Raw genomic sequence first — 22,706 nt, 5'->3', positions numbered from 1 at the left:
CTTTCATTTTACACAATTCAGAAAAGTTTTCAATTATAAGTTGAAAAAAGCCGGTAAAAAAATTTCCCTAAGCCCCACAGAATTGAGCTGCACAAAATTGACACCACCCATTGGATGAATATAATAAAATTATATTTACAAAACGTTATAACAAGTAGAATTTACGGAGGCAGAGCACCTATGGAACTGAGAGTACTGCGTTATTTTTTGACTGTGGCAAAGGAGCAGAGCTTTACTAAGGCTGCGGAACAACTGCATATAACCCAGCCCACCCTTTCCAGACAGCTGGCGGCGCTGGAGGAGGAGCTTGGAACTGCGCTTTTTAACAGAGGCGGACGCTGCATCACGCTGACCGCTGCAGGACTGCTTCTGAAGAGGCGGGCGCTGGAAATTATGGATCTGGAAGATAAAATCATTGACGAAATCAAAGGGAACGAGGACGTGATCGAAGGCGTTATTACCATCGGTTGCGGCGAGTTTGCGGCAGTGGAAATCCTTGCGCAGATCAGTCGGTCCTTTAAGGAAAAATACCCACTGGTTCAGATTGCCCTGCATACAGGAACCGCGGATACCATTCTGGAAATGATGAATAAAGGTCTGGTAGATATCGGGCTGTTTCTGGAACCGGTAAGTACGGAAAATCTTGAATATATCAGAATCCCGGACAGCGACCAGTGGGTGGTGGGAATGCGCCCGGATGATCCTCTTGCGGAAAAAGAAGTTGTCACAAAACAGGATCTTCTGAATCTTCCCCTTATTCTTCCAGAGCGTCTTGGAATCCAGAGTGAGCTTGCCAACTGGTTCGGAAAAGATTTTGAAAAGCTGAACCTATCTTTTACCAGCAATCTGGGAACCAACGCGGGAGTGATGGCGATGTACGGGCTGGCCTACCCTGTTTCCATCCAGGGTGCCGCAAAATACTGGCGGGAGGATCTGCTGGTTCAAAGACGCCTGTATCCGGAAATAACGTCCAGCACTGTAATCGCCTGGCGGCGAAACATCCCCTATTCCAGGGCAATCCAGCTGTTTATAGAGGAGATAAATGCCTTTTAGGCATAATATAAAATACATTATAAGTATTAGTAATAATTTAAGAATGGCATTATAATTGTAACTGTAAAGAAAATGAACAGCTACCTATGATTAATATGTGATGACAGGATGAAACAGATTTTTCCTGGCATAAACAGGTAAGCAGAGAAAGCATGCTCAAAGGAGGCAGCAATTATGGAAAAAAAACTTGTGGCATATTTCAGTGCAAGCGGCACAACAAAGAAAACAGCAGAAATGGTTGCAGAGGCAGCCGGAGCTGATTTATATGAGATCACACCTGCAGTTGCATATACAAAGACTGACCTTAACTGGATGGACAAAAAATCCAGAAGCAGCGTGGAAATGAACGACAAAAAGATCAGACCTGAGATGACAGACACAGATGCCGGAATTGAAAATTATGACGAGATTCTTCTGGGATTCCAATCTGGTGGTATGTGGCACCGACAATTATCAATACGTTCCTTGAGAAATATGATTTCTCCGGCAAGAAGATTATTCTGTTCGCTACATCAGGCGGAAGAGGATTTGGAAACACCATCTCCGAGTTACAGCCGTCCGCACCGGGTGCTGAATTTGTAGAAGGAAGACTTCTGAACCGTGCAAATAAACAGGAAATTGAGAAATGGGTAAAATCACTGTAGGAGGTTGAAAATAATGGCAAAAATTACACAGACAGCAGGAAGAAATGCTCTTGGAGAATTTGCTCCGGAGTTTGCACATTTTAATGATGATGTTCTTTTTGGTGAGAACTGGAACAACAATGACATTGATGTAAAAACAAGAAGCATTATTACAGTCGTTGCGCTGATGGCGCAGGGAATCATAGACTCTTCCCTGAAATTCCATCTGCAGAATGCCAAGGATCACGGCGTAACCCAGAAGGAAATCGCTGCGATCATCACACATGTGGCATTTTATGCTGGCTGGCCAAAAGGCTGGGCTGTATTTAATCTGGCAAAAGAAGTGTGGGCTGTAAATGAGGGTGATCTTCCCTATGAAGATGAGGCAATGAGAGCTCATGCCAAAGAAATGGTATTCCCGATCGGACAGCCGAATGATGCTTTTGCACAGTATTTCATTGGAAAGAGTTATCTGGCACCGGTATCTACCAGCCAGGTTGGAATCTTTAATGTAACCTTCGAGCCTGGATGCCGCAATAACTGGCACATCCATCACGCAAAGAGCGGCGGCGGACAGATTCTGGTCTGTGTCGCAGGACGGGGCTACTACCAGGAAGAGGGCAAGGATCCCATCGAGATGAAACCTGGTGACTGCATTAACATCCCGGCAGAAGTAAAACACTGGCACGGTGCTGCACCGGACAGCTGGTTCAGCCATCTGGCAATTGAAGTACCGGGCGAGGAAGGCTCTAATGAGTGGTGTGAGCCGGTGACAAATGAAGTTTACAGCAAATTGAAATAAGAATAACATATAGGCAATAACAGACCGCCGCGTTGGTTTGAGAGAGCAATGCGGCGGCTTTTTGCGATGGAAGTTTTGAATTAGCGATTGCAAAAAGGTGCAGGCATTGGGATTATACGCAGTTTACGAACCCACAGGCATATGCTACAATGCAGTTACAGATGAACAATAAGCTGGAAATCAGAACCCGTTATATTGGGTAAAGCAGTTGAGTGGTAGAATAATCGTTTGGCTGAAACTGACATATGGAAAAACAGGAGTGACAAAATTATGGAAATAAAATCAGTGGCAGTTCTTGGAGCAGGAGCCGTAGGTTCTTATGTGATCTGGGGACTTTCCGGGGTGAAAAATATTGAACTTGGTGTTGTGGCAGAAGGGGAGAGGGCGAAGCGCCTGAAGGAAAAGGGATGCACGATTAATCATACCGTTTACCATCCTCATGTGTGGACACCGCAGGAAGCTTATGGAGTAGATCTGCTGGTTGTTTCTTTGAAATACGGAGCTTTGCCGGGAGCACTGGAGAGTATACGGGAAGCTGTGGGTGAGAATACCATTGTGATGAGTCTTATGAACGGTGTGGACAGCGAAGAAATGATTTCTACTGTGATTCCCAAGGCTAATATCATGTATTCTCTGATCAAGGTGGCATCTCATAAGGAAGAAGATGGATATTGTTTTGACCCGGAGACTACCATCGGAATTATTTTCGGGGAACTGGAAGCACCTTATGAAAGTGAAAGGGTGCGTGCGATCGAGGAGCTTTTTGCAGATACGGGGATTCATTTCCGCCATACAGACTATATCCGGGAAGAGATGTGGAGTAAATTCCGGTTGAATGTGTGCAACAATCTGCCCCAGGCAATTCTGGGCGCGGGAGTTGGCTGCTACAGGGACAGCATTCACATGAAGGCGATCAGTGAAGGGCTGCGGCAGGAGCTTGAGGCTGTTGCGGCTGCGAAAGGAATTGATATCAGCAAGGCAGCAGCGTCTTCCAGCCATGGCAGTGCAGTTCCCCCATTTGCCCGCTATTCCACACTTCAGGACCTGGACGCAGGACGTCACACCGAGATCGACATGTTCTCCGGCGCTTTGATCCGCATGGGAAAAGAAAGTGGCATTCCAACCCCATACAACGAATACACCTACCACATGATTAAAGCTCTGGAAGAGAAAAACGACGGACTTTTTGATTATGAAGGCAAAACAGAAGAGAGCACCTGGTCGAAATAATGGGTGCCAATAAAACAAGGATGAGGAGGAAATACAATGAAAACACGAAGATTGGGAAAAACTGGGCTTATGGTGAGCGAAATTGGATTCGGCGGGGAGTGGCTGGAGCGGCACCCGGAGGAAGAAGGAATTGAGCTGATCCACTATGCGTCATCTCTTGGAATCAATATTCTGGACTGCTGGATGGCGGACCCGAAATCCAGAGATATTATTGGAAAAGGAATTAAGGAAAACCGCAGCAACTGGTTTATTCAGGGACACATTGGTTCCACATGGAAGGATGAGCAGTATTTCCGCACAAGGGATATGAAATATGTGCGCCCTGCATTTGAGGATTTGCTGAAAAGACTGCAGACAGACTATATTGACCTGGGAATGATTCACTATGTAGATTCTGAGGAAGAGTGGGAACAAATCCAGCACTCTGACTATCTGGATTATGTAATGGAATTAAAAAACAGCGGCGTAATCCGTCATATCGGCATCAGCTCCCACAACCCGAAGGTTGCCATTAAAGCAGCAGAATCCGGATATGTGGAAATGATTCTTTTCAGCATTAATCCAGCTTTTGACATGCTTCCGGCAAGTGAAAATATTGACACTATGTTTGCGGAGGAGTTTGACGCCGGTTTGAAAGGAATTGATGGAGACCGCGCACGGTTATATAAGGTCTGTGAGCAGAATGACGTAGGAATTACGGTAATGAAGGGCTTTGCAGGCGGCAGACTGTTTGATGAAAAACGTTCCCCATTTGGTGTAAGTCTGACACCTGTGCAGTGTATCCACTATGCGCTGACCAGACCCGCAGTCTGTTCCATTATGTGCGGCTACGATACGAAAGAGCAGGTTGATGCAGCCGCAGCATATGAAGATGCTTCAGAAGAGGAAAAAGACTATGCATCTGTGATCGCGAATGCGCCGTTCCATTCCTACAGCGGTGAATGCACCTACTGCGGCCATTGCAAACCCTGTGTCTCCAATCTGGATATTGCGATGATCAACAAATTCTATGACCTGGCAACCATGCAGCCTAAGGTGCCTGCAACGGTACAGTCCCATTACGAACTGCTGGAACACAAAGCATCCGAGTGCATTGGCTGTCATGCCTGCGAAGCACGCTGCCCATTTGGCGTTCCTATTGCAGAGCGAATGGAAAAAACAGTGAAATTATTTGGGTGCTAAAGACGGGGAAAGATATGAAAATATATGAAATTCAGGAACGGGATCCGCAGATTCTGGCGGAGCTTTTGAAGGTTTGGGAGGCTTCGGTTCGGGAGACCCATCTTTTCCTTTCGGAGGAAGAGGTAAATAAAATTAAGACGTATGTTCCCCAGGCGTTAAGCGGGGTGGAACATCTGATCGTTGCCCGGGAGGAATCGGGTGAAACGGCAGGGTTTATGGGAGTAGAAAAGAAACGGCTGGAGATGCTGTTTCTTTCCCCGGAAGTAAGGGGAAAGGGCCTGGGAAGGCAACTGCTTCAATACGGAACTGCAAATTATGATGTACAGGAATTAACCGTAAATGAACAGAACCCCGGGGCTGTTGGATTCTACAGACATTTGGGCTTTGAAACATACAAAAGAACCGATCACGATGAAGAAGGAAATCCATATCCGCTCCTGTACATGAAGCGGCATGGAAATTGACAAATATACCTGAATGGTTATCATAAATTTGCGCTTAAAAACGTATAAAAAGCTGCCGAAAGGCGGCTTTTTATTTGTGGTTTATTCTGCAATCATGTATAATCATGAAAGAGAAAACACGACGAGGTTATAAAAATGGCAAAATTATATTTCCGTTATGGAGCAATGGGCAGTTCGAAATCTGCTAATATTTTGATGGTTCGCTATAATTATGAGGAGCGTGGACAATATGCGGTACTGCTGAAGCCGCGGACGGACAATCGTGACGGAGAGCGCGAGATCCAGTCCCGTATGGGATTATCTGCGCCTGCGGATTATGTAGATGAATTTTTAAAAGAGATTTCCCAAATCTGGAATGCAAACAGCACAGAATATTTGTATCATGGGAAAAAAGTAGACGCAGTTCTGGTAGACGAGGCACAGTTCCTTTCCCCGGAGGAAGTGGATATCCTGTCTGACCTTGTAGACTTCTACAACATTCCGGTAATCTGCTACGGCCTGCGGACCGATTTCCTGAACCATCTTTTCCCAGGCTCCAGGCGGCTGATGGAAATCGCAGATGTGATCGAGGAAGTCCCCACTGTCTGTTGGTGCGGCAAGCGCGCTCAGTGCAACACTAGATACGCAAACGGAAAAATTGTACGGGAAGGCGCCCAAATTTTCCTTGGCTCCAATGAGAGCTACGTAGCTCTTTGCAGAAAGCATTATAAAGAGGGAAAATTATGGCCCGATGAATAAAAATTGGACTGAAATTCAGCGGCTTTTTGTTGACGATATATTTAGACTTTCCTGAACAATATGTCGCATGACATCCGAACTATTGTGCAGCCCAATATTGCTTCCAGACAGCTGGATTTTCTTATTGATACCGTGGATGTAAGAGATGAAGACATTATTGCGGATAAACTGAGACTGACACAGGTGCTGCTGAATATTCTGAGCAATGGTATTAAATTCAACAAAATTGGAGGCATCATCGGCATCCGGGTAAAACAGCTGAAATCTGCGCCTACCGGATATGGAAGCTACCAGTTCATTATTCGTGATACCGGAATCGGCATGAAGCCTGAGTTTCAGGAACATATTTTTGAATCCTTTTCAAGAGAAGAGACTTCTACCGTCAGCGGAATCCAGGGAACTGGGCTCGGTATGGCAATTACCAAGAACATTGTGGATATGATGGGCGGTACCATCACTGTGAAAAGTGAGGAAGGAAAAGGCAGCCCCGGGACAGTACGATCTGATCCTGATGGATATGATTTATAAGGTGATCAAATAATGACTGGAACGTCAGCCTGAATGAAAATCGGGCTGGCGTTCTTCTTTCGAATTAAAATCCACCTGAAACTGCCTTACAATAAACTTAATTTTTGGCGCGTCTAAATATGGTTCTGAAAATCAGTCTTGCAAGCGGTCCTACGATAATAAGCTGCAGCGGCAGTGCCATAACGAAGTTGCTGCAATAGGTTGTAAGATAGTCAGGCAGGAAATTGCTGGTGAAGCCATAACCATGGTATACACCAAGCACGCTTGCAAACAGAACCTGCCAGATGACGGTGAAGATCTGGATCGAGAAAATAATAAAAATAGGTCTGTCACCAGGCTGAACTACTCTGAAAGCGCACATTTTTGCAAGATGGCCGGATACGAAATAGGCTAGCAGTGCGATGATGATGTACTCGATCCACATTCCTTTCAGTGCGATGAGAAAGGCGGCATTTGTGAAGCTTCCCATGGCAATTACTGTGTTATACAAGGTCATGACATAGACCATCATCCATGCTGTAATAGCTGTAAAAAATATTGACTCTCCTTTTGTCTTAGGCATCGTGCTTTCCTCCATTCATTTTTTTCATAAACTTTCTCCTCTCCGACAACAAAAAAAGACAACAAATGTACCCATCCGTCCGACAGTGGATAGGCGACATTTATTGTCTTATTCGCGTCTTTTTTATTTGATTTATCTTCTTTATTTTAATGGAAAATGAAATTGGAGTCAAGAAAGAAATTTGCTTTTCGATGGCAAAAAATATGGTATACTGGTAAAAAATATATGCATGTTTTTTTTTGACAAATCTGACGGGCGTGGTGTGATATGGAGAATGGACAGCAGCGTATGATAACAACGTATGAATATGGAAACCCGGAGGCGGATGTTGTTTTGATCCAGCTTACGGGAGAGCATGAACTGGCGGTGCTTGAGAATGAGGTCAAGGAAATCCGGAAACGGGCTTCATCAGGAGAACTGGATTTCCGGTTTATTGCGGCAAAAGTAGAGAACTGGAATGATGAACTTTCGCCGTGGAAAGCCCCGGCAGTGTTTAAAAATGAAGATTTTGGCGGCGGTGCGGCCGAAACCTTGGAAAAGATTCTCGCACTGTGTACAGATCCGGGCAAGACGTATTATATTGGGGGATATTCTCTGGCTGGCCTGTTTGCGCTGTGGGCAGCGTACCAGACGGATCGATTTTCCGGTGTTGCGGCAGCTTCTCCGTCTGTGTGGTTCCCGGGCTTTTCAGCTTATATGAGAGAGCACAGGATGAAAACCGGAACTGTTTATTTAAGCCTTGGCGATAGAGAGGAAAAGACCAGAAATCCAGTTATGGCGCAGGTGGGGGCATGTATCAGAGATGCCTGCTCCTGGATGTCGGAGCAGGGTATAAATTGTACCCTGGAATGGAACCAGGGAAATCATTTTCAGGAACCAGATGTGAGGACAGCGAAGGCGTTTGCGTGGGTGATGGAAAAGAGAACCGGGAAAGTAGTAAAGGGAAGGCTGAGAAGATGATTTATATTGGTTTAGTGGATGATGAATGCGAGCATTTAATGAAAATGCGCACTTTTTTGCTGCAGTATGAAGAAGAACACAATACCAAATTCAGTATACAGGAGTTTCATAATGGATTAAACTTTGTTGAGGATTATAAAGGTGATTTGGACATTGTGTTTTTGAATAAACTTGAAAAGGCTATTCGTTTTGCAAAATTGAAGGTAGAAAAAGAACTGGTACTTCAAACAGAAGACCGATTTTTGGCGGAACAGGATCCGGAACTGTAGATACAGCAACAGCGGTAGGAATTCTTCAGGGACTGAACAATGCTGGATTTGAAACAAATGAAGAATTATCAGATATGTATGTAAAGTACAGGGCAGATCGTCCAATCATTAGTATTAATGACAGTCAGGACTGGACTCTTCCGGAAGTTCCGGCAGCAGATTACTCTGATGAGATTATGGAAAATGCAAAAGAGTTTTCAGACAAAGCAGCAATTGTAATATCACGTACCGGTGGTGAAGGTGCCGACCTTCCAACAGATATGGGACCGATCATGGATGGTTCAACAATGGATATTGGTACAAAATATATGAAAGGTTCTTATACCAATAATTCTTCAGAGTATGATGACTTTCAGGCTGGACAGTCTTATCTGGAACTCAGCCAGACAGAAAAAGATCTTGTAGATATGGTATGCAGCGAATTTGATGATATTATTATTATCTACAATGGCGCAAATCCGCTTGAATTAGGATGGACAGAAGACTATAAGCAGATAAAGAGTGTTCTTCTTTGTGCCAGAGCAGGCGCAACGGGATTTAATGCTCTTGGAAATATTATTGCCGGTAATGTAAATTCTTCCGGAAAAACTACAGATACCTGGTTGAGGGATCTTCATCAGGCACCATATTTTAATAACATCGGACATTTTGCATACACAAACACTCAGGATGTATCAGATGCAGCAAAAGAGGCCTGGGAAAGAGCTGATGGAATTGTATCTTTCGTTAATTATTCTGAGAGTATCTATGTAGGCTATCGTTTTTATGAAACAGCAGATCAGGAGAACCTGATTGATTACGATGACACGGTTCTTTATCCGTTTGGTTATGGATTAAGTTATACTACATTTGAATAGGAAATGGGTGATATCCAGACTTTAACATTAGAATTTGATGTGGAAGATATGGAAAAACTGCGTACCGATTATCTGGATCTGATGTTGCTGCATCAGCCTTTTGGTGATACTTACGGTGCATGGCGTGCTTTGGAAGAGCTGTACAGGGAAGGGAAACTTAGGGCAATCGGCATTTCCAATCATTATGCAGACCGCATGGTAGAATTTGCAAACTTTACAAGTATTAAGCCAATGGTGAATCAGATGGAAACGCACCCTCTCAACCAGCAGAAAACATTAAAAGAATGGGCTGACAAATATGATATCCGACTGGAAGCGTGGGCACCATTTGGCGAAGGAAGAAACGGACTTTTTGAGAACGAAGTCCTGAAAGCAATCGGACAGAAATATGGAAAATCAACAGCTCAGGTAATGCTCCGCTGGCATATTCAAAGAGGGGTGATCGTAATTCCAAAGTCAGTACATAAAGAACGTATGATTGAGAACCTTAATGTATTTGACTTTAGGCTTGATGAGAATGATATGAGCCAGATTTCACAATTGGATACGTCTACGAGTGCATTTTTCTCACATCAGGACCCGGCGGCAATGGTGGAATGGTTTGTAAAAATGGTTGAGAAACGCAAATCACAGCATGACAGCAGTAAAGAAAAAAAGAACTGGTAAAGCTGTTTTGCCCTTGTAAAAAAGCCTTTTTGTAAATAATATTGACGAAAGAATAAAAAATATGGAATATGTAAAATTAAATAATGGTGTGGAAATGCCCATAATTGGATTCGGAGTATTTGAAATTCCGGCAGAGCATACGGCGCAGTGTGTCTATGATGCAATAGAGTGTGGGTATCGTCTGTAGAAGAATCTTTGAGAAAGCTGAAAACGGATTATCTTGATCTTGTGTTGATTCATCAATGCCTGTCGGATTATTATGGAGCATATCATGCACTGGAAAGTTTGTATGATGAGGGCAAGATCAGGACTATCGGTGTTTCTAATTTTAGTGCAGAACGTATGGCAGATATTGCAACTTTTAATCGGATTGCGCCTGCGGTTAATCAAGTGGAAACGCATTTATTTTGGCAGCAGTATAATCTGCACGAGTGGATGGTGAAGTACAACATCCAGCACGAGGCGTGGGGACCGCTTGCCCAGCACCGTTTGAAAGAAGTCCTCGAAAATCCCGTTGTAAAGCAAATTGCAGATGCACATGGGAAAACACCAGCACAGGTTGCTCTTCGGCAGCACATTCAGCGTGGAATTGTTGTAATTCCTAAGAGTGTGCATAAGGAACGCATGAAGCAAAATATGGATATTTTTGATTTTAAATTGACCGACAACGAAATGGAGCAACTCAAAATGTTGGACGAGAACAAATCCATGTGGGCGGAATATGATGATCCCATGATTGTGCAGTACGCAATGGCGGAGGAGTAAACAAAAAATTTTAAAAGTCTCGGAAAGCAGGTATGCCCCTTCCGGGACTTTTATGGTGCCGGAAATGGAATCAATGTTTGAGCGTGCAAAACGAGGGGATTGTGAAGGACTGTTTCGCTGGCATTGGGTGCTGATCGATAGCCTGGAGATTTTTTTCGATATCATGCATCATCCCTATTTTGGCCCGAAAAAGACATTAAAGTGGATGGAAGAAAAGCATCCGGAATCCTTTGACTGTTACAGAAAGGCTCTTCAAAACCTTGATATGGAGTGTTTGGAGGAATGGGTTGTGCACTTTTTATTACGCTATCAGTTTTTGCATATTTTATTGAAAAGTTGGATGGCGTTGTGCTGCAGGTGGGTATTCTTATGATCGTATTATTTGCTGAGATCGCATGGGTTCAGGTTGAATATAATGCGATGAAAAAGAAGATGATAAAAAAGAAGAAATAGACAATCGGAATTCGGAGGAATCGTCATTTTAAATTGACCTAAGATTGACCTATCGCATCTGAAAACCACCAAAAATGCAGTAAAAATCAGTAAGGAAAATAAGGGGAAAATTGTCTGCCAGAGTCCTGAGAAAAGATTCTTAGAAATATTTTAAAAGTCCCGCAAAGCCAGTAAATATGCGGCTTCCGGGACTTTCATAACATGAAAAAAGCACCTCATCTGAGGTGCTTCATTTAGCAGGGCTACAAGGATTCGAACCTTGAAATGACGGAGTCAGAGTCCGTTGCCTTACCATTTGGCGATAGCCCTATGTGCTTTAGCAAGTTGTTTTCTCGCTTGCGACATGTTGTATTATATATCAACGTATATATAAAAGTCAACCCCTTTTTTCAAAATTTTTAAAAAAATTTATTCAATTCACTGGAAGCCTTGATTTTACGGGAAAAAATACTGCTTTGCCCTGTGAATTTCAGGGGAAATATGATATAATCAAGCAAAATAATTACCTGACTGACAGGTCCTATTGATGAGGAGAATAAACATGAGAGCAAATAACCTGACTCTGCTCACGGATCTTTATGAGCTTACCATGATGCAGGGGTATTTTAAAAACCCAACTGACCAGACTGTCGTTTTCGACATGTTTTACCGTGATAATCCATGCGGAGGCGGTTTTGCCATTTGTGCCGGACTGGAGCAGGTGATTGAGTATATTGAGAATCTGAGATTTACAGATGAGGATATCGAATATCTGCGCAGTCTTTCCATATTTGAAGAAGATTTTCTGGAATATCTTCGCGCTTTCCATTTTACAGGTGATATTTATGCAATCCCGGAAGGTACCGTTATTTTCCCGAGAGAGCCTATGGTGAAGGTGGTTGCGCCTATTATGGAGGCACAGCTTGTAGAGACTGCTATTTTGAATATCATGAACCATCAGAGCCTGATTGCTACCAAAGCAGCCCGTGTTTGCTATGCTGCTAAGGGAGACGGAATTATGGAATTTGGACTTCGCCGTGCCCAGGGACCGGACGCTGGTATTTTCGGTGCAAGAGCAGCGGTGATCGGCGGATGTATCGGAACCTCCTGCGTGCTGACCGGACAGATGTTTGACGTGCCGGTACTGGGAACCCATGCACATTCCTGGATTATGAGCTTCCCGGATGAGTACACCGCATTTAAGACTTATGCAAGAATGTATCCGGATGCCTGCATCCTTCTGGTAGACACCTATGACGTGCTGAAATCCGGCGTTCCAAACGCAATCCGTGTATTTGAGGAAATGCGGGAGGAAGGCATTCAGCTGAAAAAATATGGAATCCGTATCGACAGCGGTGACCTTGCTTATCTTTCCAAGGAAGCTTATAAGATGCTGTCTGCAGCCGGATTTGATGATGCCACCATTTCCGCGTCCAGTGATCTGGACGAGTACCTGATTGAGAGCCTGAAAGCACAGGATGCCAGGATTAATTCCTGGGGCGTTGGAACACGTCTGATCACCTCCAATGACAACCCGGCATTTGGTGGTGTTTATAAGCTGGCAGCAGTGAAAGACCCGACGACAGGTGAGTTTGTGCCGAAGATTAAGCTTTCCGAGAACACTGCGAAAGTAACCAATCCTGGCAATAAGACCGTATACCGTATTTACAGCAAATCCACAGGCAAGATTAAGGCCGATCTGATTTGTCTTGCAGATGAGAAGATCAATCCGGATGAGACGATGGTTGTATTTGACCCGGTTGACACCTGGAAGAAGACCAAAATTCTTGGCGGAACTTATGAAGTTCGTGAGCTTCTGGTACCAGTTATCAAAGAGGGCAAACGCGTCTACACTTCCCCGTCTGTCATGGAACTGCGCGCTATTTGCCAGAAGGAGCAGAGTACACTCTGGGATGAGTCCAGACGATTCTCCAATCCGCAGAAGGTTTATGTGGATCTTTCCGCGAAGCTTTTCGAGGTGAAGAGAGAGCTGATCGAGGAAATGAGCCGCAAGGATCTGGAGTTCGAGGAAGAGTAAATTTGAGACTGGGCCTTCGGGAAAAAAAGCCAGTGAATCTAACAGAATGTAAAAATATGACATACCCTCTATCGTTTGTGGTGGAGGGTAATGTTGTTTTATGTGGATGTAATAAAAATGGAAATTTCATGCCTATCAGCCGGAAAATCCTGTGAAGTGCAGGATTTATGCGCTTCTTTTCGAGCCTGTGCTGCTTGCCGGGCAGTACAATGGAGAAATTTTCCGGAAGTATGTTGCCCCGGTGCTGAATTCAGAGATTTCCGGAGTGGAAATTCCAGCATCAGATCCGGCATTTGTGTATATTGAAGAAATGATCCGTCTGTCATCTCAGGAACCGCAGTACTATGAAATTCGGGTGCGCACCCAGCTGGAAGAATTCTGGTGCAGGCTGCTTGATAAAATAACTGCGGTGCAGATCGAACCTTCTTCCCACAGAGAAGATTCTGCGCGGATTAAGGAGATGCTGACCTCAACCACCCGTACAATTACGGAAATCAGTGAAATGTGCGGATTCAGCTCACTGAGTTATTTCGGAAAGATATTTCGTCAGCATACCGGAGTTACGCCTGTGCAGTACCGGAGCGGATTGTAAAATTTGGTCTAAGTGGTGGAGAATCAGGCAATGTTACTGACATCCTCTGTATTTAAGTCATTAAAAAAATTGGCTTCCTCCATATAATGCTCAAGTTCCGGAATCTGAGCCGGAGTATATTTTGTCAGGTTCAGAATCATGGAATCCACTGGCCCCTGGGACATGATTTCCAGGATATCGTACATGTTGATTTCTTCCTTTCTTACTCTTACAAATCCGGCAATATTGAAACGGACGATCATATTTGCATAGTTTCTAAAGTCATTTACGGTTCTTAAATGAATGTTATACTGTAGCATAATCAGGACTCCTTTCATTTATGAATTCTTATCTTTGATTTAATAATACGCGAAAATATCAGATTAGAAAATCTATATATGGACTTGAAGTAGTAAAATCCGGACTAAAGAAAAATGACCGGACAGTAATATTGGAGAAGCTTTGAAATGCTAGGGCGTGCAGATTGCAGGAATGATTTTTCAAACAGGCTCTAGAACGTGAACATCCTTACTTGACAATTCTAACTGCAATGTGCAAAATTATCTTATATAAAAAGTAATAATAGAAAGCTGTGATGTAATATGAAACGTATTGATTTTGAAAACGGTACTGTGACCAGAAATATTTTCAGTGCGGCGATTCCTATGCTGGTGGCACAGATTTTGAGCCTTTTGTATAACATTGTGGATCGTATTTATATTGCGAGGATTCCGGAAGTGGGAACGACGGCGCTGGGAGCGGTGGGACTTTGCTTTCCGCTGATTATGATTATTACGGCGTTTGCCAATCTGTTTGGAAGCGGCGGCGCGCCTTTATTTTCCATTAACAGAGGAATGAAAGAGAACCAAAAGGCGCAGATGGTCATGAACACTTCCTTTACTATGGTCTGCGCAAGCGGTGTGGTGCTGATGGTGATTGGCCTTCTGTTTGCAAGACCGTTGCTGGTGATGTTCGGGGCGTCCGAGGAGGCGCTGGTGCATGCGTACCCGTATATGATGATTTACCTGATCGGAACGGTGCCGTCTATGATTGCCACGGGAATGAACCCGTTTATCAATGCGCAGGGATACGCCACTACGGGAATGCTGTCTGTTGCAATTGGAGCTGTGGCCAATCTGATTCTGGATCCGCTGTTTATTTTTGTGTTTGGACTTGGAATCAAAGGTGCGGCAATTGCAACGGTGCTTTCCCAGTTTTTGTCCGCAGCATATGTGCTTCTTTTCCTGGAGCGAAAGGCGGAGATGAAGGCGCGGCTTTTACAGAAAAAGGAACTGCACAGCTGTGTGGAATACGCGAAAAATATTGTAAGCCTTGGAACGGCGGGCTTTATTATGCAGCTGACCAACAGTCTGGTAACGATTTGCTGCAATAATGTGCTTGGCGTGACTGGCGGGGATGTGTACATATCGGTTATGACCATTGTGTCAAGTGTGCGGCAGATGGTGGAGACGCCTATTTATGCTATCAATGAGGGCACTTCCCCGATTCTAAGCTATAATTATGGAGCTCATCGTCCTGCACTTGTGCGCAAAGCTATGGTGACAATGGCTATGATGATTCTGGTTTACACGGCTGTAATGTGGAGCGTGATTATTTTTGCACCGGATTATCTGATTGCAGTATTCAGTTCGGATAAGCTCCTTGTGAAGGATGCGGTTCCGGCGCTGAAAACTTATTTTGCCGCTTTTATTTTCATGGATCTGCAGTACATTGGACAGACTGTTTTCAAGTCCCTGAATAAGAAAAAACAGGCAATTTTCTTTTCCCTGCTGAGGAAAGTTGTGATCGTGGTGCCGCTTACTTATCTGTTTCCCTATGTGTTTCACATGGGAACACATGGAGTATTTCTGGCGGAGCCAGTGTCAAATGTGATTGGCGGAGGGCTGTGTTTTGTTACCATGCTGGCAACGATTCTGCCAGAGCTGAAGCGGATGGAAAACCAACCGACAAGAAATTAATAGTTAAGGTCTGCCTGAAAATCCGCGCTGTACATCTTGGGCGTTCTGTGAACTATGTTTACAAAAAAATGATTTGCGCAATAGTGCGGCTGAATAGCTGCGAAAGATTTCAAGCACAGGATCGAAAAAGGGAGAAATATTGATATGGAAAATACACTCATGATTGGTGTCGTAAGCTTGCTTTGCATCTTTGCCCACGTCCCCAGTCTGCTCCTGCGAATAGTCCCATTTTATGAAAAAATTTCGGCTAAAGACAAGTGCCGTTTAACTGCAATTTATCTGGCTGGTCTGGCTGTGGATTTCGGGATCTGCATGTGGATGGGAATCAATCAGGTAATTGATGTGCCTTTTTATAAGGTGAATCTGATTGTCTTCTGCATTGTTATGGCAGTGGTAAATGTGCAGATCGTCCGCGGATACACCAAAGTGCATTTATTTGTCTTTGGAATTGTGGCGGATATTGTTATGATTACACTGGCCGTTGGAGCGTATATCAGCTCCCATCTTGGAATGCAGGGAGATGCAGCAGGGATTGCCCAGACCAGTGTGATTGCGATTATCATCTATGCCGTTTTGTATCCATTGCTTAGACGTTTGATGAGGTATACCGTTACCCCATTCCTGGAAATCGACTGCAAGAACTATTGGGATTCTATCTGGTTTATTCCCATTGCCTTGTTTTTCGCAAGCATTTTTTCGGATAGCGCAGACGTTTATACCAGCACCTTTGGACAGATGCTGAGCAAGTGTCTGATTGGTGCGGCGACCATACTGCTTTGCATCGCCATTGCCCGCGATCACCAGCGCTTCCGCAATGAGGAAAAGATGAATCAACAGATCGACCAGCAGAAAGGTTACTACCAGGCACTTACCGGGCAGGTTCTTGCAGAAAGGGAAGCACGCCACAATTTCCGCCACCAGGTGGCGGCAATCAAGGGACTTCTTGACGCTGACGACCTTCAGGGCCTGCGGGATTACTGTGACAATCTGGAACTGGAACAAATGGGAAAAGTGGATATTCCATACACGGGAAATGCTGCGGCAGACGGTGTCCTCTACCATTACGGCTGTCTTGCCAAGGCGAAAAACATTGACTTTTCCGTGTGCTGTCATCTGAAAGACCTCTCAATCCCGGACACAGATTTTTGCACCATTCTGGGAAATGCACTGGACAACGCAGTAACCGCAGCCGGGTCATATGAGGGGGAACGCTATATCGAAGTTTTTTCAGAGAAAAAGCACGACATGCTGCTGATTACAGTAGACAATTCCTTTGACGGAATTTTACTCCAGGAGAAAGATAAGATTTATTCCAAAAAGCGGGAAAAAGGAGAGGAAGGAATCGGAATCCTTTCCATCAAAAAGCTGTGCGGGAAAAACGGCGGCACCTGTAAGTTTGAGGCCGACGGAAACCGGTTCCAGGCCAGTTTTCTGCTGAAAAATATGTAGCGAACATATTCTATAAAACGAAAGATGATTCGATAAAACGAACGACATGATATAAAATTAATTCTGAAAAACGTAAAACAATGCAAAAGTCTTTCTGTATATCGAAATACCATTCGACATACAGAAAGATTGATGCTATAACGATATAAAACATTTCTAAATAGCGCAATATATTTTGATAAAACGAAATCTTTTTACAAAGGACTTATTTCCGCAAATCGAATTTCAAAAGGTTCCAGCTCTGCAGTATATGTAAGCGCGTGTTTTTCTGCGTAGAGCCTGCTCTGGTGGAATCCTGGGACACATAATCCGCGGAATAGATCCGTATCTTTGGGCGAAAGCGGAATAGCGCCCATCTCCAGCCAGATATCGTAAGCATTTCCATGATGGCGGTTTACAAAATACTCTTTCACATTGTAATTTCCGTTGGCAACCTCCGTTAACTGCAAAGAAATATCGAAGCTTTTCGTTGTATCAAAAGCGGTATAACGGTTGGTTTCTGTAATATCGAACAATTCTCCGGCAGCAAAAAGATCACCATAGTGGATGTAATGATAAGTGATAATCTGGTAGCTGTCGCCTTTTCGTGTGATGAAATACCCATCTCCGGAAGCAATCAATTCATCTCCAAGCATATTGGCAAAATAAAAAACATAAAATACACCCTTGCGCAGTCCGCTGCTTGTATAGATTCCAAGTCCGCCATGGAATTGATTAGGCGGAAGCGGATTTTCCCGGATCAGGTCCGTAAGGCTCCAGTAACAAAAGGAATCCAGTCTGTCATAGTTTTTCAGAAGATTTTTCATAATATAACAGGTTTTGAAACTGGTATCGCTGATCAGGTTGCGGTGTGACATGGTGAAATTCCATTCAGTCATGTATACCGGCTTATCCTGAAGTCCGAGAGTCTTAAATATTTTTTTGACACCGCCTATGAAAAGACTGAAATCGTCGGTTATTTGGGGAAAACAGGATGCGGTTGCTTTGTTAAGAAAAAAATCATCCCCGGATGTTGGCAGAATAATATCTGCATAATAGTGAATATTCATAAAATCCGGAAGACAATTGTTTTCCTGGCACCACCCTACAAAACGATAAATCCAGTCCGCGTTTCCAAGGTTTTCAATATACAGCATGGAAGGACTTCCAAATTGAATATCCTGGCAAACTGATTTCACAGTGTCATAAGTATGTTTATAAAAGCGGAAAAACAGTGCATCATCTCCGAAGCCAAACATCTTTTTGGAAGTAACCGGTTCGTTCCATACAGTAAAAGGCCATTGCTTCACCTCATCAAGTCCGTAGCGTTCAATCAGGTGCCTGGTAAAGTCCTCAATTAAAAAGTTCCATTCTTTCATATCAGCAGGCGGACTGGTAATAAAAGGACAATAGCATACCGTTTTATCTGGATTTTCCGCTAATTCTTTTGGCATAAAAGAAAGCTGGATCAGGGGTTTCAACTGAATAGACAAAAGAAAATCCAGAACTTGGTCTACCAAAGTATAGGTAAAACGAAGCTCCTGCCCGATGCGGCTGACCACCATCATGTCATCAGAAAGAATCCCATGAAATTTTATATAACGGAATCCCACATTTTTCTGTAGATCAATAAGCATTTCCTGAATATTCCGGTCCAAAAGCTCGGCAGCGCGGCCTACACTTGTGAAAGTTTTGAAGGTATGCCGAAGGGGTGTAAGTGTTTCGGTTACCGGAATGTCTGATACGACCAGTTCCTTGTGTACCGCGGACGGCATGGAGTGAGCAGAAAGGTCGTTGGTGGAAAGGTACTTGGTGAGTGCCTGCAGGTAATTGCTTGGCTCAAGAAGCAGATAATTAATATCATTTGCGTGGGCTGTAAGTGTAGGATTCTGGGCCTGTTGCTTGCGAAAAGCACTTGGAAGCATCTGATACTGTTTTTTGAACGCGCGGATAAAAGCGTGGGATTCTGTGAAACCATTTCGCATAGCAATCGTTTCAATAGAATCCTTAGTGGAAATCAGATCACTTACTGCATGTTCCAGTTTAATGCCAGTGTAGTACTGGATAAATTTTACTCCCATATATTTGTCAAAAAACTGAGAAAGGTAAGGTACAGACAGATTTTCCATGGCGGCAAGGTCACTGAGGGAAAAATTTTCCGCATAATGCTCATTTATGAAATTGATGATTCGGGTAAGACGCTCCATGTATTTTTGCTGTTTCTGTAAAGTCTCCGAAGCATTGGATTTAAAATTTTCCAGTAACTGGGAGACCAGATAATAGCTGAGAGAATAGTTCATGTAGTCCGTTCCATCGGAATGATAGGAATTTGCCTGAATCAGAGAAGCAATAGCAAAGCGGATGTTGGCATACCTCTTGAAGTCCGGTGTGGTTGCACTGTTGCAGTCAAAAACAATAGAAGTCAGATCAGTTTGAAACTGATTGAACAAAGAAAGCTTAATCTGGACTGCAATCATGACAGCACCGTTTTCTGAATGAATTTCGTGGATGCTGTTGGAGTTGATAAGAATTACGTCCTCGTCTTTCAGCTGCCAGGTTTCCCCATCTACAGTAATGGAAATGTTTCCCTCCAGTACCATGAGCAGCTCCAGGCTGGAATGCCAGTGCTTGGAAACGGAGCCAAGCTTATGAATGAATATTTTCAGGGGAATGTGTGGGCCAAATTCAATTATTTCGTGGCGTTCGTCTAACATAGGGAATGTCCTTTCTATGAATTTCTTTGCAAACATCGGCGATTATCCTAAAAATCGAAATGAAATTATGTTAACCAATTGCCTGAGTAGGCTGTGCCGCACTATGTTACCTTCATTATGATATACGTATTTCCAAATGTAAATATAAAAATGTACATTTTTTTATGTGAAAAAAGATGAAAGAGGTGCTCTATGAAGAAATTTTATGATTTTTATTAAAAAGTGTACGATTCAATGCAAAAAAGTAGCCTTGAAGCACCATGACCGAAAACGGTACAATATAATCATGAAAAGCAAGAGACACAGGAGTGAAACAATTCGGAGGAAACTATGGAAAAAGAGTTACTCATTGAAGTAAAAAATATGACAAAGTTTTTCGGACCGACTCAGGCTCTGAAAGGAGTAGACATGAGGTTTTACCGCGGAGAGATCCGCGGCCTGATCGGAGAAAACGGAAGCGGAAAGTCAACGGTTACTTCAATTATTGCAGGAATGCAGGCTGCCAGCGGAGGAACCATGACATACAAAGGGCAAAGCTGGAAACCTGAAAATATGGTGGAGGCTCAGAAAGCCGGAATCAGCATGGTACTTCAGGAAGCAAACACGATTCCAGATTGTACAGTGGCAGAGAATTTGCTGGCTGGAAGATTTGATGAATTTTCAAAGTTTGGATTCGTCAGCATGAAAAAGGCAAATGCTGAGGCTGAGAAAATGCTTCTGAGCTTTGGAATCACCAATATTCATGCAAAAGACAGCATTAATAAGCTCACATTCGAGGACAGAAAACTGATTGAGATTGTGAGATGCGTATCTGATGAAACAGAAGTTTTCGTGGTGGATGAGACTACAACAGCTCTTTCCCTGGAAGGTCGTCAGATTCTGTATAAGCTGATTCATGAGCTGAAGGAGAAGGGAAAATGTGTGATCTTTATTTCCCATGATATGGATGAGATCCTGGAACAGTGTACAGACTTGACGGTTCTTCGTGATGGAAATATTATCGGACATCTGAACCGGGAAGAAATGGATGCACCGGATGCAGTCCAGAGAATTCGTTACATGATGGTTGGAAGAGAAATCGGAGAGGCTTATTACCGCGAGGATTACGATACCAGCCACAGCGATGAGATTGCGCTGGAACTGAAAAATGTCTCCTTTGGACCGATTAAAGATTTTTCACTTACCTTACATAAAGGCGAGATTCTTGGTTTCGGCGGTCTGTCCGGATGTGGAATGCATGAGGTTGGAAGAGCCGCATTTGGATTAGAGAAGCTTGAATCTGGAAGTGTTGTGAGAAACGGAAAAGAGATTAAAACCTGTCTGCAGGCGATTGAATCCGGAATCGGATATATTTCCAAGAACCGTGACAAAGAGGCACTGATACTGGACGGTTCTATTCAGGATAACATCGTACTTCCGCTGCTTCCGTCACTGGAGCATGGAACCTTCATAAACCCGGCTTCTGAAAAAGATCGCGCAGATAAAGAAATTGATTCTTTCAGAATTAAATGCGGAACTGGAAAACAGTGGGTAAATACTCTGAGCGGTGGAAACAAGCAGAAGGTTTCTTTTGCAAAGTGGACAGCGAGAGGCTCGGAAGTTCTGATTATGGACTGTCCTACCCGAGGCGTTGATATTGGCGTGAAACAGTCTATGTATGCACTGATTGCCCAGATGAAGAAAGAAGGAAAGGCAATCATTCTGATCAGTGAAGAAATGGCGGAACTGATCGGTATGGCAGATAAGATTATTATTATGAAAGATTTCAGAAAATCAGGCGAAGTAATGCGTGCTCCGGAACTGAAGGAGACCGACATTATCGAGTACATGATATAAGGAGGCAAAGAAGTGGAAAAAGAGAAAAATAAAACAGCCTCCTGGCTGAAAGGACATGTTTATGATGTGGCTGCTTATGCAGGACTGGTAATTACGATAATTTTATTTCTGATTTTCAGCGGAGATAAGCTGATGTACAATGCGACCACAGTTTTACAGACTGTTGCGCCATATGCAATCATTTCCTTGGGAGCGGTGTTTGTTTACTCCATGGGATTTATGGACGTCAGCGTTGGTCAGCAGGTTGGTGTATATGCGATTTTGTACATACTGATCTCCAACAAAATGGGTGGAACAACTGCTGGTGTAGCGGTTGCGTTTATTGTAGTTCTGGCAATCGCCCTTGCCTGTGGCGCTTTTAACGGCGCTGTTGCAGTGTGGTTGGGGCTTCCGTCAATCGTAACCTCCCTGTTTCTGATGTTCTTCTTCACAGGAGCGCAGTTGCTTCTCATGGAGGGAACTGGAAATACAAGTATTTCCATTCAGGCAAAAATCAAGCCAATGGACAGAAATCAGTACACACTTATGCTGATTATTGCAATTGCAGTGGTGGCAGTGCTTGTTACATATTTCTTCAAATATACGAAATTTGGAAAATATACCAAAGCAATTGGCGCTAACGAGATTGCGGCCGAACAGTCCGGCGTAAATACTACAAAGTGGAAGGTATTTGCATATATGGCATTTGGCGTGACTGTAGCAATTGGAGCTTTTATTATGCTTACCCGTACAGGAAGTGCTGGAAAAGGAACTGGAACGGGCTTTGCAATGGACGTTATGATCTGCCTGATCCTTGGTGGAATGCCTCTTTCAGGCGGAATGAAGTCAAAGGTCAGCAGTGCATTAGTGGGAACCTTTACCTACGTGCTTCTCAGCAATGACCTTACCACAATGGGCGTTGACCTGAATATGATCAACTTCCTGAAAGCAGTGATTTTTATCATTATTGTTATGATAACCTGCCGGAAGCGTGATGGAGTACTTCCAAGATAAAATTAGATGTAAGGAG

23 protein-coding genes, 1 tRNA gene and 2 pseudogenes are annotated in these 22,706 nt (G+C 43.7%); 22 read left to right on the top strand and 4 right to left on the bottom strand.

Features of this window, described 5'->3' with window-relative positions; genetic code table 11:
- The first annotated feature begins 180 nt into the window (after positions 1-180).
- The 8 genes and pseudogenes from OCV70_RS10770 to OCV70_RS10735 all read left to right on the top strand — a co-directional run bounded on the left by OCV70_RS10770 (position 181) and on the right by OCV70_RS10735 (position 6,620).
- Positions 181-1,053 carry a LysR family transcriptional regulator gene (locus tag OCV70_RS10770; protein WP_117852708.1) on the top strand — a complete coding sequence of 291 codons (873 nt, stop codon included), beginning with the start codon at positions 181-183 and terminating at the stop codon, positions 1,051-1,053.
- 174 nt (positions 1,054-1,227) lie between these two features.
- Positions 1,228-1,697: pseudogene (locus OCV70_RS19775) on the top strand (flavodoxin).
- Between the two features lie 13 nt (positions 1,698-1,710).
- Entirely contained in the window at positions 1,711-2,478 is a 768-nt protein-coding gene (locus OCV70_RS10760; RefSeq protein WP_186901806.1) for a carboxymuconolactone decarboxylase family protein, read from the top strand.
- Positions 2,479-2,748: 270 nt separating this feature from the next.
- On the top strand, positions 2,749-3,708 hold the full coding sequence (locus tag OCV70_RS10755) for a ketopantoate reductase family protein (protein ID WP_186901807.1): 960 nt from the start codon (positions 2,749-2,751) through the stop codon (positions 3,706-3,708).
- Positions 3,709-3,744: 36 nt separating this feature from the next.
- Complete coding sequence (locus OCV70_RS10750) at positions 3,745-4,890, top strand: aldo/keto reductase (protein WP_186901808.1); 1,146 nt, start codon at positions 3,745-3,747, stop codon at positions 4,888-4,890.
- 14 nt (positions 4,891-4,904) lie between these two features.
- Positions 4,905-5,354 carry a GNAT family N-acetyltransferase gene (locus tag OCV70_RS10745; RefSeq protein ID WP_021926070.1) on the top strand — a complete coding sequence of 150 codons (450 nt, stop codon included), beginning with the start codon at positions 4,905-4,907 and terminating at the stop codon, positions 5,352-5,354.
- A gap of 135 nt (positions 5,355-5,489) precedes the next feature.
- Positions 5,490-6,092, top strand: a complete 603-nt coding sequence (locus OCV70_RS10740; protein WP_021926071.1) for a thymidine kinase — start codon at positions 5,490-5,492, stop codon at positions 6,090-6,092.
- Between the two features lie 84 nt (positions 6,093-6,176).
- Positions 6,177-6,620 (top strand): sensor histidine kinase, encoded by a 444-nt coding sequence (locus OCV70_RS10735; protein ID WP_317259464.1) that lies wholly within the window; start codon positions 6,177-6,179, stop codon positions 6,618-6,620.
- A gap of 97 nt (positions 6,621-6,717) precedes the next feature.
- Here the strand turns inward: OCV70_RS10735 and OCV70_RS10730 are convergent, their stop codons facing one another.
- The gene (locus OCV70_RS10730; protein ID WP_173766195.1) at positions 6,718-7,182 is read right to left on the bottom strand and encodes a DUF2798 domain-containing protein; all 465 of its coding nucleotides are present in this window, start codon (positions 7,180-7,182) and stop codon (positions 6,718-6,720) included.
- Between the two features lie 267 nt (positions 7,183-7,449).
- On the opposite strand from OCV70_RS10730, the gene OCV70_RS10725 reads away from it, so the two are divergent.
- The 7 genes from OCV70_RS10725 to OCV70_RS10700 all read left to right on the top strand — a co-directional run bounded on the left by OCV70_RS10725 (position 7,450) and on the right by OCV70_RS10700 (position 11,152).
- Positions 7,450-8,142 carry an alpha/beta hydrolase gene (locus tag OCV70_RS10725; protein ID WP_021926074.1) on the top strand — a complete coding sequence of 231 codons (693 nt, stop codon included), beginning with the start codon at positions 7,450-7,452 and terminating at the stop codon, positions 8,140-8,142.
- Positions 8,139-8,411: a hypothetical protein gene (locus tag OCV70_RS10720; RefSeq protein WP_021926075.1), complete on the top strand. Its 273-nt coding sequence runs from the start codon at positions 8,139-8,141 to the stop codon at positions 8,409-8,411. Before OCV70_RS10725 ends, OCV70_RS10720 begins: the two co-directional genes overlap by 4 nt.
- Positions 8,339-9,268, top strand: a complete 930-nt coding sequence (locus OCV70_RS10715) for a glycoside hydrolase family 3 C-terminal domain-containing protein (protein ID WP_173766253.1) — start codon at positions 8,339-8,341, stop codon at positions 9,266-9,268. Before OCV70_RS10720 ends, OCV70_RS10715 begins: the two co-directional genes overlap by 73 nt.
- Before the next feature lie 3 nt (positions 9,269-9,271).
- Complete coding sequence (locus tag OCV70_RS10710; RefSeq protein WP_173766193.1) at positions 9,272-9,934, top strand: aldo/keto reductase; 663 nt, start codon at positions 9,272-9,274, stop codon at positions 9,932-9,934.
- 61 nt (positions 9,935-9,995) lie between these two features.
- Entirely contained in the window at positions 9,996-10,121 is a 126-nt protein-coding gene (locus tag OCV70_RS19055; RefSeq protein ID WP_317259463.1) for a hypothetical protein, read from the top strand.
- An 8-nt stretch (positions 10,122-10,129) separates the two neighbouring features.
- The gene (locus tag OCV70_RS10705; RefSeq protein WP_317259462.1) at positions 10,130-10,699 is read left to right on the top strand and encodes an aldo/keto reductase; all 570 of its coding nucleotides are present in this window, start codon (positions 10,130-10,132) and stop codon (positions 10,697-10,699) included.
- 282 nt (positions 10,700-10,981) lie between these two features.
- Entirely contained in the window at positions 10,982-11,152 is a 171-nt protein-coding gene (locus OCV70_RS10700; RefSeq protein WP_021926078.1) for a hypothetical protein, read from the top strand.
- Positions 11,153-11,389: 237 nt separating this feature from the next.
- Here OCV70_RS10700 and OCV70_RS10695 read toward each other — a convergent pair.
- Positions 11,390-11,461: transfer RNA gene (locus tag OCV70_RS10695), tRNA-Gln, on the bottom strand.
- A 232-nt stretch (positions 11,462-11,693) separates the two neighbouring features.
- Between OCV70_RS10695 and OCV70_RS10690 the strand changes: the two genes are divergently transcribed.
- Both OCV70_RS10690 and OCV70_RS10685 read left to right on the top strand, forming a co-directional pair.
- Positions 11,694-13,169, top strand: a complete 1,476-nt coding sequence (locus OCV70_RS10690; protein ID WP_173766191.1) for a nicotinate phosphoribosyltransferase — start codon at positions 11,694-11,696, stop codon at positions 13,167-13,169.
- 151 nt (positions 13,170-13,320) lie between these two features.
- Complete coding sequence (locus OCV70_RS10685) at positions 13,321-13,761, top strand: AraC family transcriptional regulator (RefSeq protein WP_117852728.1); 441 nt, start codon at positions 13,321-13,323, stop codon at positions 13,759-13,761.
- A 23-nt stretch (positions 13,762-13,784) separates the two neighbouring features.
- On the opposite strand, the gene OCV70_RS10680 is transcribed toward OCV70_RS10685, so the two are convergent.
- Entirely contained in the window at positions 13,785-14,060 is a 276-nt protein-coding gene (locus OCV70_RS10680) for a hypothetical protein (protein ID WP_117852731.1), read from the bottom strand.
- A gap of 154 nt (positions 14,061-14,214) precedes the next feature.
- On the opposite strand from OCV70_RS10680, the pseudogene OCV70_RS20175 reads away from it, so the two are divergent.
- The 3 genes and pseudogenes from OCV70_RS20175 to OCV70_RS10670 form a co-directional block, all read left to right on the top strand.
- Positions 14,215-14,262 (top strand): annotated as a pseudogene (locus OCV70_RS20175) (DUF6783 domain-containing protein); the annotation flags it as partial.
- Between the two features lie 80 nt (positions 14,263-14,342).
- A complete protein-coding gene (locus tag OCV70_RS10675; RefSeq protein WP_117852734.1) occupies positions 14,343-15,719 on the top strand; it encodes an MATE family efflux transporter in 1,377 nt (458 codons plus the stop codon).
- A gap of 144 nt (positions 15,720-15,863) precedes the next feature.
- Entirely contained in the window at positions 15,864-17,168 is a 1,305-nt protein-coding gene (locus tag OCV70_RS10670; RefSeq protein ID WP_117852736.1) for a sensor histidine kinase, read from the top strand.
- 194 nt (positions 17,169-17,362) lie between these two features.
- Here OCV70_RS10670 and OCV70_RS10665 read toward each other — a convergent pair whose 3' ends face one another.
- Positions 17,363-19,861 (bottom strand): GH39 family glycosyl hydrolase, encoded by a 2,499-nt coding sequence (locus tag OCV70_RS10665; RefSeq protein WP_173766189.1) that lies wholly within the window; start codon positions 19,859-19,861, stop codon positions 17,363-17,365.
- Positions 19,862-20,191: 330 nt separating this feature from the next.
- On the opposite strand from OCV70_RS10665, the gene OCV70_RS10660 reads away from it, so the two are divergent.
- On the top strand, positions 20,192-21,697 hold the full coding sequence (locus tag OCV70_RS10660; RefSeq protein WP_117852741.1) for a sugar ABC transporter ATP-binding protein: 1,506 nt from the start codon (positions 20,192-20,194) through the stop codon (positions 21,695-21,697).
- Positions 21,698-21,709: 12 nt separating this feature from the next.
- Entirely contained in the window at positions 21,710-22,690 is a 981-nt protein-coding gene (locus OCV70_RS10655) for an ABC transporter permease (RefSeq protein WP_117852743.1), read from the top strand.
- Positions 22,691-22,706 lie beyond the last annotated feature (16 nt).

Origin of the sequence: Blautia acetigignens (assembly GCF_025566865.1) — a bacterium.
Taxonomy (GTDB): domain Bacteria; phylum Bacillota; class Clostridia; order Lachnospirales; family Lachnospiraceae; genus Blautia_A; species Blautia_A acetigignens.
Note: the sequence above shows the minus strand (reverse complement) of the source record. Positions and strands in the feature narration are given on the sequence as shown.

Coding starts and splice junctions, on each gene's coding strand:
- OCV70_RS10745 (WP_021926070.1), top strand. CDS start 4,905: ATGAAAATATATGAAATTCAGGAACGGGATCCGCAGATTCTGGCGGAG.
- OCV70_RS10710 (WP_173766193.1), top strand. CDS start 9,272: ATGGGTGATATCCAGACTTTAACATTAGAATTTGATGTGGAAGATATG.
- OCV70_RS10740 (WP_021926071.1), top strand. CDS start 5,490: ATGGCAAAATTATATTTCCGTTATGGAGCAATGGGCAGTTCGAAATCT.
- OCV70_RS10665 (WP_173766189.1), bottom strand. CDS start 19,861: ATGTTAGACGAACGCCACGAAATAATTGAATTTGGCCCACACATTCCC.
- OCV70_RS10725 (WP_021926074.1), top strand. CDS start 7,450: ATGGAGAATGGACAGCAGCGTATGATAACAACGTATGAATATGGAAAC.
- OCV70_RS10720 (WP_021926075.1), top strand. CDS start 8,139: ATGATTTATATTGGTTTAGTGGATGATGAATGCGAGCATTTAATGAAA.
- OCV70_RS10755 (WP_186901807.1), top strand. CDS start 2,749: ATGGAAATAAAATCAGTGGCAGTTCTTGGAGCAGGAGCCGTAGGTTCT.
- OCV70_RS10770 (WP_117852708.1), top strand. CDS start 181: ATGGAACTGAGAGTACTGCGTTATTTTTTGACTGTGGCAAAGGAGCAG.
- OCV70_RS19055 (WP_317259463.1), top strand. CDS start 9,996: ATGGAATATGTAAAATTAAATAATGGTGTGGAAATGCCCATAATTGGA.
- OCV70_RS10690 (WP_173766191.1), top strand. CDS start 11,694: ATGAGAGCAAATAACCTGACTCTGCTCACGGATCTTTATGAGCTTACC.
- OCV70_RS10660 (WP_117852741.1), top strand. CDS start 20,192: ATGGAAAAAGAGTTACTCATTGAAGTAAAAAATATGACAAAGTTTTTC.
- OCV70_RS10750 (WP_186901808.1), top strand. CDS start 3,745: ATGAAAACACGAAGATTGGGAAAAACTGGGCTTATGGTGAGCGAAATT.
- OCV70_RS10760 (WP_186901806.1), top strand. CDS start 1,711: ATGGCAAAAATTACACAGACAGCAGGAAGAAATGCTCTTGGAGAATTT.
- OCV70_RS10670 (WP_117852736.1), top strand. CDS start 15,864: ATGGAAAATACACTCATGATTGGTGTCGTAAGCTTGCTTTGCATCTTT.
- OCV70_RS10680 (WP_117852731.1), bottom strand. CDS start 14,060: ATGCTACAGTATAACATTCATTTAAGAACCGTAAATGACTTTAGAAAC.
- OCV70_RS10730 (WP_173766195.1), bottom strand. CDS start 7,182: ATGCCTAAGACAAAAGGAGAGTCAATATTTTTTACAGCTATTACAGCA.
- OCV70_RS10675 (WP_117852734.1), top strand. CDS start 14,343: ATGAAACGTATTGATTTTGAAAACGGTACTGTGACCAGAAATATTTTC.
- OCV70_RS10700 (WP_021926078.1), top strand. CDS start 10,982: ATGGGTTGTGCACTTTTTATTACGCTATCAGTTTTTGCATATTTTATT.